At 74.4% G+C, this 14,915-nt stretch carries 14 protein-coding genes and 1 pseudogene; 6 read left to right on the forward strand and 9 right to left on the reverse strand.

The features are described 5' to 3' along the window. Window positions 1-87: 87 nt before the first annotated feature. A complete protein-coding gene (locus OG310_RS31380; protein ID WP_329460478.1) occupies window positions 88-492 on the reverse strand; it encodes a nitroreductase family deazaflavin-dependent oxidoreductase in 405 nt (134 codons plus the stop codon). 265 nt (window positions 493-757) lie between these two features. Between OG310_RS31380 and OG310_RS31385 the strand changes: the two genes are divergently transcribed. From OG310_RS31385 to OG310_RS31395, 3 genes are all read left to right on the forward strand, one after another. Beyond that, window positions 758-1,450: a TetR/AcrR family transcriptional regulator gene (locus OG310_RS31385; protein WP_329459212.1), complete on the forward strand. Its 693-nt coding sequence runs from the start codon at window positions 758-760 to the stop codon at window positions 1,448-1,450. A 219-nt stretch (window positions 1,451-1,669) separates the two neighbouring features. Beyond that, window positions 1,670-3,022 carry a sensor histidine kinase gene (locus tag OG310_RS31390; protein WP_329459213.1) on the forward strand — a complete coding sequence of 451 codons (1,353 nt, stop codon included), beginning with the start codon at window positions 1,670-1,672 and terminating at the stop codon, window positions 3,020-3,022. Further along, a complete protein-coding gene (locus tag OG310_RS31395; RefSeq protein WP_329459214.1) occupies window positions 3,019-3,684 on the forward strand; it encodes a response regulator transcription factor in 666 nt (221 codons plus the stop codon). The genes OG310_RS31390 and OG310_RS31395 overlap by 4 nt, the downstream gene beginning before the upstream one ends. On the opposite strand, the gene OG310_RS31400 is transcribed toward OG310_RS31395, so the two are convergent. Both OG310_RS31400 and OG310_RS31405 read right to left on the reverse strand, forming a co-directional pair. Then, window positions 3,645-3,944: a DUF6332 family protein gene (locus OG310_RS31400; RefSeq protein WP_329459215.1), complete on the reverse strand. Its 300-nt coding sequence runs from the start codon at window positions 3,942-3,944 to the stop codon at window positions 3,645-3,647. The genes OG310_RS31395 and OG310_RS31400 overlap by 40 nt on opposite strands. A 42-nt stretch (window positions 3,945-3,986) precedes the next feature. After that, window positions 3,987-5,252 (reverse strand): MFS transporter, encoded by a 1,266-nt coding sequence (locus tag OG310_RS31405; protein WP_329459216.1) that lies wholly within the window; start codon window positions 5,250-5,252, stop codon window positions 3,987-3,989. A gap of 75 nt (window positions 5,253-5,327) precedes the next feature. On the opposite strand from OG310_RS31405, the gene OG310_RS31410 reads away from it, so the two are divergent. Next, a complete protein-coding gene (locus OG310_RS31410; protein WP_329459217.1) occupies window positions 5,328-6,545 on the forward strand; it encodes an ROK family protein in 1,218 nt (405 codons plus the stop codon). Window positions 6,546-6,649: 104 nt separating this feature from the next. Here OG310_RS31410 and OG310_RS31415 read toward each other — a convergent pair. Then, window positions 6,650-7,538 (reverse strand): annotated as a pseudogene (locus tag OG310_RS31415) (phosphotriesterase family protein). 635 nt (window positions 7,539-8,173) lie between these two features. On the opposite strand from OG310_RS31415, the gene OG310_RS31420 reads away from it, so the two are divergent. Beyond that, on the forward strand, window positions 8,174-8,482 hold the full coding sequence (locus tag OG310_RS31420) for an SHOCT domain-containing protein (protein ID WP_329459218.1): 309 nt from the start codon (window positions 8,174-8,176) through the stop codon (window positions 8,480-8,482). Between the two features lie 152 nt (window positions 8,483-8,634). On the opposite strand, the gene OG310_RS31425 is transcribed toward OG310_RS31420, so the two are convergent. Continuing rightward, complete coding sequence (locus OG310_RS31425) at window positions 8,635-9,162, reverse strand: ATP-binding protein (protein ID WP_329459219.1); 528 nt, start codon at window positions 9,160-9,162, stop codon at window positions 8,635-8,637. 258 nt (window positions 9,163-9,420) lie between these two features. Here OG310_RS31425 and OG310_RS31430 point away from each other — a divergent pair, with 258 nt between their 5' ends. Further along, the gene (locus OG310_RS31430) at window positions 9,421-10,725 is read left to right on the forward strand and encodes a PLP-dependent cysteine synthase family protein (protein ID WP_329459220.1); all 1,305 of its coding nucleotides are present in this window, start codon (window positions 9,421-9,423) and stop codon (window positions 10,723-10,725) included. Between the two features lie 100 nt (window positions 10,726-10,825). On the opposite strand, the gene OG310_RS31435 is transcribed toward OG310_RS31430, so the two are convergent. From OG310_RS31435 to OG310_RS31450, 4 genes are all read right to left on the reverse strand, one after another. Then, window positions 10,826-11,278, reverse strand: coding sequence for an SRPBCC family protein (locus OG310_RS31435; protein WP_443078778.1), 453 nt, complete (start codon window positions 11,276-11,278; stop codon window positions 10,826-10,828). An 83-nt stretch (window positions 11,279-11,361) separates the two neighbouring features. Beyond that, complete coding sequence (locus OG310_RS31440) at window positions 11,362-13,338, reverse strand: hypothetical protein (RefSeq protein WP_329459222.1); 1,977 nt, start codon at window positions 13,336-13,338, stop codon at window positions 11,362-11,364. A gap of 228 nt (window positions 13,339-13,566) precedes the next feature. Further along, window positions 13,567-13,998 (reverse strand): SRPBCC family protein, encoded by a 432-nt coding sequence (locus tag OG310_RS31445; protein ID WP_329459223.1) that lies wholly within the window; start codon window positions 13,996-13,998, stop codon window positions 13,567-13,569. Beyond that, window positions 13,995-14,837, reverse strand: coding sequence for a DeoR/GlpR family DNA-binding transcription regulator (locus OG310_RS31450; protein WP_329459224.1), 843 nt, complete (start codon window positions 14,835-14,837; stop codon window positions 13,995-13,997). The genes OG310_RS31445 and OG310_RS31450 overlap by 4 nt, the downstream gene beginning before the upstream one ends. Window positions 14,838-14,915: the final 78 nt, after the last annotated feature.

Raw genomic sequence — 14,915 nt, forward strand, 5'->3', positions numbered from 1 at the left:
CCCGCCGCGTGAGCCGGCAGTTCGCCGGCCGGGGCCCGGTGCGTGCCGGGCCACGCGGCGCCGCCCGCCGGCTGTCCGCCGGCACCGTCACGAGGTGATCGTGATGCGGAAGACCGGGTGGTCGGGGGCGGCCGCGAGCAGTTCCTCGTCCGTCGACTTCACCGTCACGCCGTTGAAGAACCGGCCGACCTCCCAGCCCCACTTCTTCAGGTAGCCGCGCAGGATCTCGGGCCGCTCCGCGTCGGTCACCTCGGTCGCCGTGAACGCCCTGACCCTCTTGCCGACGCGCAGTTCACCGCCGCCGGCCGCCCGCATGTTGCGCACCCACTGGGAGTGGCCGCGTGCGGAGACCAGGTACTGGGTGCCGTGGTACGAGAACGGGTTGACCGGCAGCCGGCGCAGCTCGCCGGACGTGCGGCCGCGCACGGACAGCTCCGCCGTGCCCATGAAGCTCAGCCCGTGACGGCTCAGCCAGCCGATGGCCGCGTTCATCCGGGCGTCGAACGCGCTGACCCTGATGTAGTGCTGGTCCTGGTCACCGCGCCGCTCCGGCCGGCCCGACTGCTCCTGCTGCTGTGCCCTCTGCTCCTGCTGCTGTTCGTGGTCCGTGTGCGGCATGGTGATCCTCCGGCGTACTGGCGGGACGTTTTGGAGAGCAGTGCTCTCGCTTGAGATCAGTGTGCACGTATCGCTGCTCCAAAGCAAGAGCAGTGCTCTCCTATGTGATCGATGATCCGTATATGGCACACTGATCCGCATGACGGTCATCCGAGGAGCCAGGGAACGCGCCCGCATCGAGGTCACGCAGGCGATCAAGGACGAGGCCCGCAGGCAGCTCGCCGCCGAGGGTGCGGCCAGGCTGTCGCTGCGCGCGATCTCCCGTGAACTCGGCATGGTCTCCTCCGCCCTCTACCGCTACTTCCCGAGCCGCGACGACCTGCTCACCGAGCTGATCATCGACGCGTACGACGCCCTGGGCGCCGAGGGCGAACGCGCACTCACCGCCGAGACCGGGGACGCCACCGCCCGCTGGACCGCCGTCTGCGAAGCCGTGCGCGCCTGGGCGCTGGCCCACCCGCACGAGTACGCCCTGATCTACGGCTCGCCCGTGCCGGGCTACACCGCGCCCGAAGCCACCATCGGCCCCGCGTCCCGCGTCGGACTCGCCCTGCTCTCCATCGTGCGGGACACCCACAGGTCCGGACAGCTCGCGCTGACCCCGCTCGTGGCCGTCGCCCGCCCCGAGGCGGAGCGGATGGCGACCGCCCTCGCGGACGACCTGCCGCCGGAGGCCGTGGCCGCTCTCGTCGCCGCCTGGGCGCAGCTGTCGGGACTGGTCTCCTTCGAGCTGTTCGGCCAGTTCCACAACGTGGTCGAGGACCGTGACGCGTTCTTCGCGCAGGCGGCACGGCGCCTCGCGTACGAGGCGGGGCTGCGTACCACCGCCTGATCCCGGGGGCCCGGCAGCCGGCCCGGCGATTGGGGGGCGGAGGCGGACGGCGCGTCGGCGCTCGATCGGGTAGCGCGTCGACGGCGGCAGCCGCGCCGAGGCGGTGTGTCGCCGCCGAGCTGGCGGCGCCGTGGCGTGTACCGCGTACTCCGCGTGGAGTACGTCCGAGCCCGCCGGGCGGTGGACGCCGTGGTGGCGGGCGCGGTCTAGCGTGACCGTATGGAAGCGCAGCGCGCCCCGCGACGGGGCAGGGGACCGCGTCGCGGGGACGGGCGCCGGCCGCACCGGGCGCGCCGCGTCCGGGGCGGCGGTCCGCGTTTCGTGCGGGGCTGGGCGGCGGACGATCTGGCCGCCACGCGGCCGGTGCGTTCGACCGTGGCGGTCACCGCGCTCGTGGTGGCCGGCACCGTCGTCTCGGCGCACGGGCAGCCGCACCGCACAGGCCTCGACCCCCTGTCCTGGTCGCTGGTCCTCCTCGCGTGTCTGCCGCTCGTGCTGCGGTTCCGCCATCCGGTCGCGGTCGTCTACGTGGTCGTCGGCGCGGTCCTCGCCTACGCGGGGGCCGGTTTCCCGTTCGGGCCGATCTTCCTTGCCTGTGCCGTCGCCGTGTTCGCCGCGGTCGTCACCGGTCACCGGTATCCCGCCTGGGGCGCGGCGGCGGCACTCTGGGCCGGGCACGCCCTCGTCGCGCACTGGCTCTACCGGTGGCTGCCGCCGACCGGGGACCATCCGGCCGGCTGGCTCGGGGAGACGGCCATCGCCGCCTGGACCCTCGTCCTGCTCGCCCTCTCCGAACTGCTGCGTTCCCGGCGTGAGCAGTGGACCCGCGAGCGGCGGGCACGGGCGGAGGCCGAGGTGCGCCGCAGGGACGAGGAACGGCTGCGCATCGCACAGGAACTGCACGACGTCCTCGCGCACTCCATCTCCGTGATCAACGTGCAGGCCGGGGTGGGGCTCGCGCTGCTCGACTCCGACCCCGAACAGGCGCGCACCGCACTGTCGACGATCAAGACGGCGAGCAAGGAGGCGCTCGGCGAGGTCCGGCAGGTGCTGGACGCGCTGCGGACACCGGGCGACGCGCCGCGCGCCCCCGCGCCCGGCCTCGACCGGCTGCCCGAACTCGCCCAGCAGGCGGGGAGCGCCGGGCTCACGGTGGACACGGAGGTCGTCGGCACACCGTTCCGGCTGCCGCCGGGCGCGGACCTCGCCGCTTTCCGCATCGTGCAGGAGGCGCTCACGAACGTGGTCCGCCATTCGGGGTCCCGCACGGCCGCCGTACGGATCGGCTACCGGCCCGGGGCCGTCGACCTGCGGGTGGACGACGAGGGCCCGGCCACGGGTGCGGACGCGGGCGGCAGCGGCAACGGCCTCACCGGTATGCGGGAGCGGGCCGCGGCGCTCGGCGGCACCGTCGAGGCGGCGGAACGGCCCGACGGCGGCTTCCGTGTCCGTGTCGTGCTGCCCGTGGAGCGGTCGTCTGCGGACGGACCGGTACCGACAACCCCTTGCCGGACCGGTACCGACAACCCCTTGACGGACCGATACCGACAACCTCTGGAGGAGAACGCGTGATCCGGGTCCTGCTCGCCGATGACCAGTCCCTCGTACGGGCGGGCTTCCGCGCCCTGCTGGACGCCCAGCGGGACATCGAGGTGCTGGGGGAGGCAGCGGACGGCGAGGCGGCCCTGCGCCAGGTGCGCGAGATCCGGCCCGACGTCGTCCTGATGGACATCCGGATGCCGTTGCTCGACGGGCTCGCCGCGACCCGCGGGATCACCTCGGACGCGGCGCTCGACGGGGTGAAGGTCGTCATGCTGACCACCTTCGAACTCGACGAGTACGTCTTCGAGGCGATCCGCTCCGGCGCCTCCGGGTTCCTGGTCAAGGACACCGAGCCCGCGGAACTCCTGCGCGCCGTACGGGCGGTGGTCGCGGGGGACGCGCTGCTCTCGCCCGGTGTGACCCGCCGGCTCATCGCGGAGTTCGCCTCGCGCTCCAAGGCGCCCGTGAACGCCGGGGGACTGGAGAACCTCACCGACCGGGAGCGCGAGGTGATGGCGCTCGTCGGCATCGGCCTGACGAACGACGAGATCGCCCGTCGCCTCGTGGTCAGCCCGCTCACGGCGAAGACCCATGTGAGCCGGACGATGGTGAAGCTCGGCGCGCGGGACCGTGCCCAGCTCGTCGTGCTGGCCTACGAGACGGGGCTGGTGCGCCCCGGGTGGCTGGGCTGAACCAGGCCCCTGCCGTCCCCGCCGCCGCTGTGGGTGCGGCCGCGCCGCCGCCAGGCGGTCAGGAGTTGGACGATCCGCGCCGCGAACACGGACGCGGCGAGTCCCGCACCGACGGTCAACGCCCCGGCGGGCAGATGGAGGACCACCGTCGCTGCGACGGCCGCGCCGCCGACAGCCGCGGCCAGGAGTACGGCGCTCAGCAGCGCGAAGACGATCTCGACGGTCGCCGCGTCACGCTCCGCGGAGGTTCGTGTCCCCATGCGGCGATTCTCCCGGCCGACGTGCCCTGGCGGCAAGAGGGTTCAACCACGGGCACGGCGGTGGCCGGCGTCGCGGGCGGCGTGGCCGAGCACGGCGGCGATCGCCGCGAGGAGGCTGACCGTGGTGAGCGCGACGGGCATCGACAGCCAGTCGGCGAGGAAGCCGATCGCGGGCGGGCCGATCAGCAGTCCCCCGTACCCGAGCGTGGACGCCACGGCGACGCCGTTCGGGCCGGCGAGCGCGCCGGCCCGCCCGATGGCGACCGGGAAGATGTTGGAGAGGCCGAGCCCCATCACCACGAAGCCGGCGAACACCAGCCAGGTGACGGGCGCGAGCGCGCCGACCAGCATGCCGACGGCGGCCGTCAGGCCGCCGACGACCAGCGTGCCGCGCTGGCCGAAGCGTTCCTGCACGGCGGTGCCCGACAGCCGGCCGAGGGTCATGGCCAGCGCGAAGGCCGAGTAGCCGAAGGCCGCGAGGCCCGGCGCGGCTCCCAGGTCCTGCGTCAGGTGCAGCGCGCTCCAGTCGGACATCGAGCCCTCCCCGTACGCGGTGCACCCGGCGATCACACCGAACAGCACCACCGCGCCGGTGCCGGCCCTGACCGCGGTCCCTGCCCCACCGGGTGCGGGGGGCGGCGCGCCCCTGCGTACGGTCCCGGGTGCCGACGGCTCGGGCCCGCGCAGCAGGAACGGAGCCATGACGGCGGTGGCGACCAGCCCGATCGCCGCGAGGACGTCGAGGTGGACGCTGGGGGAGAGGTGGCTCGCGACGAGCCCGCCGAGCGCCGCGCCCAGCATGCCGCCGAGGCTGTAGACGGCGTGGAAGCTGGAGATGACGGGCCGTCGCAGGGCGGCCACCAGATCCACCGCCACCGCGTTCATCGCCACGTTCTGTCCCCCGTACCCCACCCCGAACACCACGAGCACCAGGCCCAGGGTGAGCGCCGAGTGCGTGTACGCGGGCAGGGCCACGGCCAGTGACATCAGGGCCGAGCAGCCCACCGTCACCGGTCGGGCGCCGAAGACCTTGCACAGCCGGCCGGTCAGCGTCATCGTGACGACGGCGCCCGCGGAGACCCCCAGCAGCGCGAGCCCGAGCGCGCTCGCCGAGGCGTCGGCCTGGGCCTTCACCGCCGGAATGCGCACGACCCAGCCCGCGAAGACGAAGCCGTCGAGTCCGAAGAACAGGGTCACCGCCACACGCAGCCGGGACAGATGGTGCCGCTCGTCGTCCGCCGCGTGCAGGGGGGTGGTCGCGGTGGTGGGGCCTATGGCGTTCGTCACGGGTTTGTTTATATCCGGCACAAAATCAGCATAGGGACCCTTGTGGAAGGCGACAAGACGATGGGCGGCGCAAGGGATCATGGGAGACTCGGCCTCATGAACGGCAAGGCGGCCCCGATCCGCGCGCGGCTGGAGCGCGGCAGGAGCGCACTCGGCCCGGCGCTCGAACTCGTGCACACCGGGCGGGCGCCCACGCGTGCCGTGCTCACCTCCGAACTGGGTGTCACCCGGGCCACCGCGGGTGCCGTCGCCGCGGAACTCGAAGCGCTCGGGCTGATCAGCGTCGACTCACGGCCGGGCGCCGGGGCCGGCTCGCAGGGGCGCCCCTCGCACCGGCTGTCCGTCGACGAGGCGGGCCCGGTGGCACTCGCCGCGCAGGTGCACGCGGACGGCTTCCGGGTCGCGCTCGTCGGGCTCGGCGGCCGGATCGTCGCCACCGCGGCGGGCCGCGGCGTGGTCGAGGCGGACCCGGCGCAGACGCTCGGTGAGGCCGTCGCGGCGGGCGAGGCGCTGCTGCGCGAGAGCGGCAGGCGCTGCGTCGGCGCCGGGCTCGCCGTTCCGTCGGCAGTCGCGGAGCCCGAGGGCACCGCCCTCAACCCGCTGCACCTCGCGTGGCCCGCGGGCGCCCCCGTCCAGCGGATCTTCACCGAGCGGGTACGGGCCGTCGGCGTCGAGGGACCGGTGTTCACGGGCAACGACGTGAACCTGGCCGCGCTGGCCGAGCACCGGCACGGGGCCGGTCGCGGCGCGGACAACCTGCTCTGCGTGGCGACCGGGCATCGCGGCGTGGGCGGCGCACTCGTACTCAACGGACGCCTGCACACCGGAAGTTCGGGTCTCGCTCTGGAGGTGGGGCATCTCACCGTCAACCCGGAGGGGCGGCCCTGCTACTGCGGCGGGCGGGGATGCCTTGACGTCGAGGCCGACCCGCTGGCCCTTCTCACCGCGGCGGGACGCGAACCGGGGCCGGAGACCAACCTGCTCCAGCAGGCCGTCGCCCTGCTGCGCTCCGAGTACGGCGACCCGGTGGTGCGCTCCGCCACCGAGCGGCTGATCGACCGTCTGGGACTGGGGCTCGCCGGGCTCGTGAACATCCTCAGCCCCGATCGCATCATCCTCGGCGGCCTGCACGGTGAACTGCTGGCGGCCGACCCCGACCGGCTGCGTGCCGTCGTCGCCGACCGCAGCCTGTGGGGCCGCAGCAGCAGCGTCCCGGTGCTCGCCTGCGCGCTGGACCACAACAGCCTGGTGGGGGCGGCCGAGATGGCCTGGCAGCCCGTCCTCGACGATCCGCTCGGAGCCCTCACCGCCTGACGCGCCCGCTCCCTCGTGCCCCCGCCTGCCGGGGTCTTGCGTCGTCACCCCGGATTCGGCCGACGTGCGAGGACGGACCGGGTGGCGCTGCCTCGCCGCGGTCCTCAGGGTGTGCGCCACCGCACAGCGAACGCGCGCGCCGGGTTCGCGGTCAGGATGCGGTCCACCGCCTCCGCACCCAGCGTCTGTTCGAGCCGCGGGCGGACCCGGCGCAGCAGATGCGGCATGCCCGGCGTCTCGGGCATCGTGGTGTCCCCGCCGAGCAGCAGCCGGTCCCCGAATCCGCGTCGGCCAGGGCCGCGAGCTGGTCCGCCAGCTGCCAGTCCGTGGCGTGATGGGCCCGTGCGGGGCCGTCGAAGGCCAGCCAGGTCCCGTACGCGGTGACCTGACGCTGCGTCACCTGATCGGGCAGCCGGCCGAGATGGCCGAGGATCACGTGCTCCGACGCCACGCCCTCCCGTTCGCACAGCAGCTCCGCCACGTCCAACGCGCCGGTCCCGAGCTCCAGATGGACCGCGACCGGCGCGCCGGTCGCGTGGTGCGCCTCGGCCGCGGCCGCCATCCTCCTGCGCGCGTGCGGGTCGAGGCCGTGGAACGATCCGGCCACCCCGATCAGGCCCGCACGTACGCCCGTACCGCGTATGCCCTCGGTCAGTTCGGCCGTGAACAGCGTGGCGAGGTCCCTCCCGGCGGTCTCCGCCAGGAACTCGGGCGGGCAGTGGGCCTCCTGGTGCAGCCCGGTGGCCGCGACCACATGCACGTCCGCCGCCCGGGACATCGCCGCCAGGTCGGCGGCCCGCCGGCCATCCCGTACGGGGTCCACTGGACGACGGCCCGGCCGCCGACGTCCCGGTACTCCCGCAGCCGGGCGGCGGCGAACACGGGGTCGTCCCGTTCCTGCCCCGGCAGTCGCGGGCTGCGGATGAACAGGTGGTCGTGCGCGTCGCACAGTCCGAGTCCGGCGGGTTCGATGTCGCCCAGCACCGTCCGCACGGCGGCGGCAGGCGGCCGGGCCTCGGGGACGGCGGTGGACGCCTCCGGTTCGAGGCCCGCCCGGACGGAGCCGGAGGACGCGCGGATGTCACTCACCGTGTCCAGCCGCCGTTGCTCCCTCGGGGTGAAACGTCGGTCCCTGGCGCCGGGCGCGGGAGGGACGGCAGAGATCACCGCACGGCGACGGCGCCGAGAGCCTGCCGAGCCGGGCTCCGGCGGCGGTGCTCACGCCTGCGGGCGCCCGTGCGACGGCCGGCGGCGCGAGATCCGGCATGGTGCGGGCCCGGCGGCTGCCGTTCCGGCCGCTGCCCTCGCGGTGCCGGACGGGCCGGGCCCGGTGCCCACGCGGGCTGCCTCCCCGCACCACCCGCGGCAGCGCGCGGGACGCTGCGACGGGCCGTTCCCGAGTGGTCAGGCGCGGCACACTACCCACGCGCGGGTATCCGAAGCAGGTACGGAAGGCCGGCGCGGAGGGCGCGGCACGGGAGCCCGGGGGCAGGACGGCGGGGACCCCGTACTCCCGGGGAGGTACGCGGGATGCCGCTGGCCGTACGACGACGCGGACGCGCCCGCGCGGGAGGCTCGCAGGGATCAGGAAACCCGCGATCCCGCGGCGACAGATGGAGTTGAGCCCCATGAACACGTCGGCATTCCAGGGCGGCGGACCCGGCCCGTGGATACTCTTCGTCCCGCTCGTCTGGGCAGCGGTCCTCGCGACCGTCTTCACCATCGTCCGCCATGCCCGGCGCGGCCGGTGGAGCGTGGGCCCTGTCGGGCCCCGGCAGACCATGGGCGCCCGTGGCGGCTACGACGAGCGGTCGCCGATCGCGATCGTCGGCCGCAGGTTCGCCGCCGGCGAGATCGACGAGGACGAGTACTGGCGCAGGGTGTCCGTACTGGACGAGCAGTTCGGCCGGCCCGGTGGCAGGAGCGCCGCGCTGTGACGCCGGGCCGGGCGGCGTGAGTCGCCGCCCGGCCCGTGTCCCGTACGAGGCCCGTGTCCCGTACGGGAGGCGCCGCGTCCCCCGGGCGGGGGGCCCGGCGAATCCGCCGGACCCGGTGCCGTCGGGGGCGCGATGCGCTGCCGCGCGTGTTGTCAGCCCATGACGGCCGAGCGGGCCGTGGCGTGCCCGTACTCCAGGACGACCGCGGCGAGGTCGGCCGTGTCGAACGGGCCGTCCGTCGCCGCGCCGTACACCGGGCAGTGCGACGAGAGCGAGGCGATCGTGCCGGCCGGGGCCGGGAGAGTGAACCACACGCTCTTGCCGCCCACGCTCTGGCTCACCCCCCAGCTCTGGCACACGGCCGCGATCAGGGCGAGACCGCGCCCGCCCGTGTCGTAGGTCGCCGCGGCCGTGAGGTTCGGCAGCCGCGGATCGTGGTCACTGACGGAGACCGTGAGACGGTCGAGGAGCAGCTCGACGTCGACGGTGCACCGCTTGTCCGGCTGCGCGTGCCGGAGGACATTGGTCAGCAGCTCGGTCACTCCGAGTGCCGCGTGGTCGATCAACGGATCGAGGCGCCAGTAACGCAACTGCGCCGAGATGATTCTGCGGACCTGTCCGATCCGCGACGGCAGGGCATGGAGCTCCACCGTGCAGTGCCTGCTGTGCTGGCTGGTCACGGCTGCGACTCCCCGAATTGAAGGTCCGGAAGAAGCGTGGTTCTTGCGCCAGCTGCCGGCTCGCGATCCGGCGGCCGTTGTGGGCCCGGCGGGTGCTGGTTCGCAGTGTCACCGCCATCTCACCCTGAGTGAGGTGGGACCAGCCTCGCCCAGCGGGGTGTCCCGCGCAACTCGCGCGGAGCCGAGGACCGGACGACGGCCCGGCTTATGGCTACCCAAAGTGAGCGTTTGGCGGAACACTGCGGTTGACTTGAGGGCATGTCCGAGCACCGCACGCCGCCCGTTCCGCACCGCGGGGACCCCCTGGGGGGCACACCCGCCGCCCCCGCGCCGCACCCCGCCGAGGGCGGGCCGGCCCCCGCGCCGCTCTCCGCCGGCGCAGGGGCACCCCCCGGGCCCGGCCCGGCCGGTTTGGAGGGCGGGCGCCCGGAGCACGCCCCGTTCCAGGGGGCGCGGGGCACCGTCGATGTGGACCGCAGCGACCGTGCGTACAGGGACTGGCTCAAGGAGGCCGTACGCCGGGTGAAAGCGGACGCCAACCGGTCCGCGGACACCCACCTGCTGCGTTTCCCGCTGCCGGACCGGTGGGGCATCGACCTGTACCTGAAGGACGAGTCCACCCACCCCACAGGAAGCCTCAAACACCGCCTCGCCCGCTCGCTGTTCCTGTACGGGCTGTGCAACGGCTGGATCCGGCCCGGCCGTCCGGTCATCGAGGCCTCCAGCGGCTCGACCGCCGTGTCCGAGGCCTACTTCGCGAAGCTGATCGGGGTGCCGTTCATCGCGGTCATGCCCCGTACGACCAGCGCCGAGAAGTGCCGGCTGATCGAATTCCACGGCGGCAGCTGCCACTTCGTCGACGACCCCCGAACCATGTACGAGCAGGCCGCACGTCTCGCCGCGACGGGCGGCGGCCACTACATGGACCAGTTCACCTACGCGGAACGGGCCACCGACTGGCGCGGGAACAACAACATCGCCGAGTCGATCTACGAGCAACTCCGGCTGGAGCGCTACCCGGAGCCCGCCTGGATTGTCGCGACCGCAGGGACCGGCGGCACCTCCGCGACCATCGCGCGGTACGCGCACTACATGCAGTACGACACGCGCGTGTGCGTGCCCGACCCGGAGAACTCCTGTTTCTTCGACGGGTGGACGCAGGGTGATCCGGGCGCCTGCAGCGACCGGGGCTCACGGATCGAGGGCATCGGCCGGCCCCGCATGGAGCCGAGCTTCATCACCGGAGCGGTCGACCGGATGATGAAGGTGCCGGACGCGGCGACCGTCGCCGCGGTGCGCGCCCTGGAGCGGCTCGTCGGCCGCAGGGCGGGCGGCTCCACCGGAACCGGGCTGTGGAGCGCCCTGCGGATCGTCGCCGAGATGATCGAACGCGGCGAACGCGGCAGCGTCGTCACCCTCATCTGCGATTCGGGCGACCGCTACCTCGACAAGTACTACTCGGACAGCTGGCTCGCGGCCCAGGGACTCGACATCGGCCCGTACACGGCGACGCTCGACCACTTCCTGCTGCACGGCAGTTGGCCGGGCGGGGCGGCCGCCTGACCGTCGGACGGCGCGTTCCTGACCTGACCCGCCCTGACCATCCCCGTCCCGGCGCGGCCGGGCACCGGCCCGGCTGCCCGGCGCCGGGCAGCCGGCGTGCTCAGCGCTTGGGCAGGACCAGCCGCCGGTCCAGCGCGCGCATCGAGGTGCGGAAGGTACGGGCGAGCGCCGGGCGGGCCGCCCGCACGAGCGCCCGGTACAGCGCCGCGCCGTCCGTGGCGATCGTCCACCGCACCCGTGTCCCCGGTGCGGCGGGGGTGAGGTGCCAGTCCTCGACGAGCGCGGAGACCCCCGGCGCGTTGGTGTGGTCCGTGCGGTACGCGTAGCGCACGGACGGGTGTGCGGCGAGCACCGTCTCCCAGAACTGACCGCCGCCCGACAGCCGCACCTGCCTGCCCTCGGGGGTACGCGACGCCACCACCAGCCCCGAGAACCAGTCGGGCCAGTCCTCGGTGTGCTCCGCCAGTTCCCGGTACACGGCGTCGGGCGGCGCGACGAGTGCGGCGCCGAAGGTGAGGCGCACCGGCGCCGATTCCAGGAAATCCAGTTCCACAGGGTGTATTGGTCGGACCACGGCCCCTCACATCCCACCGGTCGGACAGGTGGCCGCGCGCCCGGTGGACGGGCAGCGCGCTTCTAAGGGACGGATTCCACCGAAGCGACCCCTTGAAGCCTCCCGCCGCTCGCCAGTCGCGCCGAGAGGTCCACCGTCCCGGTCCTGGGCGCGCGCACCGCCAGGGTCGCCGCCTTCGCGCCCGCCCGCACCCCGCCCGTCGCGGTGATCGACGTGACGGCCCGGCTGCCGGCCGCGAGCAGGTACCAGTGTCCGGCGGGCGAGCGCCACCGCGTTCCCGCCATCACATGCTGACCGAACCGGCTGCACAGTGCGGTGTTCTCCGCCTTCGCGACGAACGTGCCGGGGGAGGCCGGCGAGGGGGCCGGCTGCTGGAACTGCACCAGCACCCGGCCGGGGCCGCTCCAGGTGTCGGCGCGCGAGCACACCCAGGTGGCCCGGCCGCCGTGCTCGGGCAGGTTCTGCTGGGCGAAGGCCCAGTTGTTGACGCTCCTGGCGCCCGCGCCGCGCAGGTCGGGCAGGCTGCACGCGGTACGTGCCCAGCTCACCAGCGCGGGCCCCGACGTCGCCTCGCGCGGCGGGCGCGCGGGCGCGCCCCGACCGGGCGGCGGCGTGTACGTGAGATGGACGGGCGAGAGGTCGCCGAGGTCGGTGACGAGGAACGCGTGTTTCTCCACGATCTTCGGCGACGACCTCAGCTGGAGCGCGGGCCACGACCCGCAGGAGGCGCCCGCCGCAGGTGCGGCCACCGGGCCGGTGACGCCGTCCGGGGCGACGTTCACCGTCCGCGCCGGGGTGTCGGGGCGCAGCAGGTCCCTGCTGGTGGTCTCCGTGACCCACGGCGCGAGCAGGTAGCGCACCGAGTCCGCCGTGCGGCTCACCACGAGCGCCGCCGCCGTCGTCACGTCGCCGTCATCGGCCCGCGACACGTCGAGCGCCGCCGCGCCGCCGGGTGCGGCGACGGATTCCGCGTAGCGTGCCACCCGGCTCCCGTCGAACAGCAACACCACCGCCGCCTGCCCGGCGTTCGCCGCGTAGAGCAGTTGCGGGGGCCGCTGCGGCGGGGCCGCGTCCGTGCCGGGCGTCGCCGAGACCGCGAGCCGCCCCTGGCCCCCGCCAGGGGCGGTGCCCCACGCGGCGAGCGCGCGGCCGATCAGCGCCGTGTCGCGGACCCTGGCGCCGCGCGCGGGCCACACGGTGAAGTCGACCCTCGACGAGTGCGACCAGGCACCGGCCGGTGCCCGGAGCACCTGACGCGGGTCGAGCGCGCCGCTGGCGGCGTTGCCGGCGGGGCCCGCCGCGACCACGGCCGGATCGGGTCCCGCGCTGTCCGAGAGGGCCGCCGCCACCACGACGCCCAGGGCGGCGAAGGCCAGTGCGGTCGAGGCGAGGCGCCTGCGCTGCCTGCGGCGCAGCAGGTCCGTCGGCCGGGTCTGGACCGTGCACGGGTCGAACTCCCCGGTCCCGAGCAGTTCCTCCGCCCTGCCCTCCTGCTCGGCCGCCAGCCGGTCCGCCGCACGCACCGCCTCGTCGGGGGCCGCGGCGCCCGCCTCGGTGAGCAGCGAGAGCACCGCGGACGGCGGCAGTTCCTCCAGCACCCGCAGCGCCAGCGCCGCCCTGGCCGCCGCGTCGAGCGTCGACAGAGCCTGGTCCAGTCGCAGTTCGTCCCTGCCGCCCGCCCGGGGGAACAGGCGCAGGCCCGCCACGAACGGCAGCCCGCCGCCCACCGCGCGCAGTGCGCCGTCGCGCAGTGAGCGCCGTTCCCGGGCCAGCGAAGCCCGCAGGACGTCCGCCCGCACCCATGCGTAGGCCCGCTCCCGCCCGACCGTGACGCCGGGGGCCGAGGAGTGCGCGCGCGGCAGGGCGCGCTGGACGGCGCGGTGCGCGGCCAGCACCCTGCGGTGTCTGCCGAGCGCGGGCGGAAGGGTCAGATAGGCCAGGCGGACCAGGCGCGGATAGTGCTCCACGAGGGCGGCCTCGGCCTCGTCGCTGCCGGGAACGGGGCCCGTGTGCGCCGTGTCGGTGCGAGGTGTCGGCATCGGGACTCCGCCTTCCGCAGGTACTTCCGTGGCCACGCGGAAGGTGCAACGAAGGGATCATGCGAAGGTCGCACAACGGAGGGAGGAGACGTCAGTTCGGCCGTACCCGCACGAGGGAGGCCGCGGCCGGCTCGGCCGTGCGCACAAGGGGGCGCCGCCGCTCCGGCCGTGCCCGCGACCGGGTCGCCTGCCCGGGGCCCGCGCTGACCCCTGACGTCAGGTCGTCCCTCAGCGCAGGAGGTGGTCGACCTCCCGGCCGAACAGGAGCCGTCCCGCGTCCGCCGTCACCCCGTCGAACAGCCTCGGCGCGGCGGCGATCCGGACGTCCTCCAGCCACGCCACCCGGGTCCGCCCGGCTTCCGCGCGCACCCCGATCTCCGCCCAGCCCAGGACGACCCGGCCGCGCTTCTCCAGCCGGCAGCGGCCCATCCGCCCGTCGGACGGGGGCCGCCACACCACGACCTCCATCGGATCGTCGAACCCGGCGGGCCCCAGGCCCGTGCGCGCCACGATCACCGTGCCCTCGCGGGTCGGCCCGGGGGTCCGCACCGACATGCGCGTCAGCGGCACCCGGGCGGCGTGCGAGGACCAGTTGGTCATCCGCCGCCAGGTCTCCTCGACGCCGAGATGCGAGGTGCGCTCCACCCGGAAGGCCGTCATCCGGACTCCGGTGCCTCACCGGCGGCCCCCGCCACCACCAGCTCGGACAGCCGCTCACCGATCTCGTCCCGTGCCGCGCCCGACAGGCCCGCGTCCGTGACCAGCGTGTCGACCTGCTCCAGCGTCGCGAACGAACTGAGCCCGACCGTACCCCACTTGGTGTGATCCGCGATCACCACCACGCGCCGCGCCGCCTGCACGAAGTGCCGGTTGGTCTCCGCCTCGGCGAGGTTCGGCGTCGAGAGTCCGGCCTCCACCGAGATGCCGTGCACACCGAGGAACAGCACGTCGAAGTGGAGCGAGCGGATCGCCTGGTCGGCGACCGGCCCCACCAGTGAGTCCGACGGGGTGCGCACCCCGCCGGTCAGTACCACCGTCGCGGCGCCCGCCCGGTGGCCGCCGAGCGGCATCGCCGGCTGCGCCGCGTGGAAGACGTCCGCGACGCGCACCGAGTTGGTCACGACCGTCAGGTCCGGCACGTCGACGAGGTGCTGCGCGAGCGCGTACGTCGTCGTGCCGCCGGACAGCGCGATCGCGCTGCCGGGCACCACGAACTCGGCCGCCGTCCGCGCGATGTCCTCCTTCGCGGTCAGCTCCAGCGCCGACTTGGCCTCGAACCCCGGCTCGTGCGTACTCGCGTCGACGACCGGCACGGCGCCGCCGTGCACCTTCGCGACGACGCCTTGCCGGGCCAGGATGTCGAGGTCCCGTCGGACCGTCATGTCAGAGACGCGGAGCGTACGCGTGAGCTCGTTGACGCGGACACCGCCACGCCTGCGTACCTCGTCCAGAATCAGCGCGCGCCGCTGCTCGGCGAGGAGGTTCCGGCTGTCGCCCACCGCCCGACCTCGTCCTTCCCCTTCGGTTCCCTGGTGTCGCTTGGCCCTGCTGGGTCCTGCTTGTTTCCTGCATGCCGC

It is taken from the genome of Streptomyces sp. NBC_01497 (assembly GCF_036250695.1).
GTDB lineage: Bacteria > Actinomycetota > Actinomycetes > Streptomycetales > Streptomycetaceae > Streptomyces.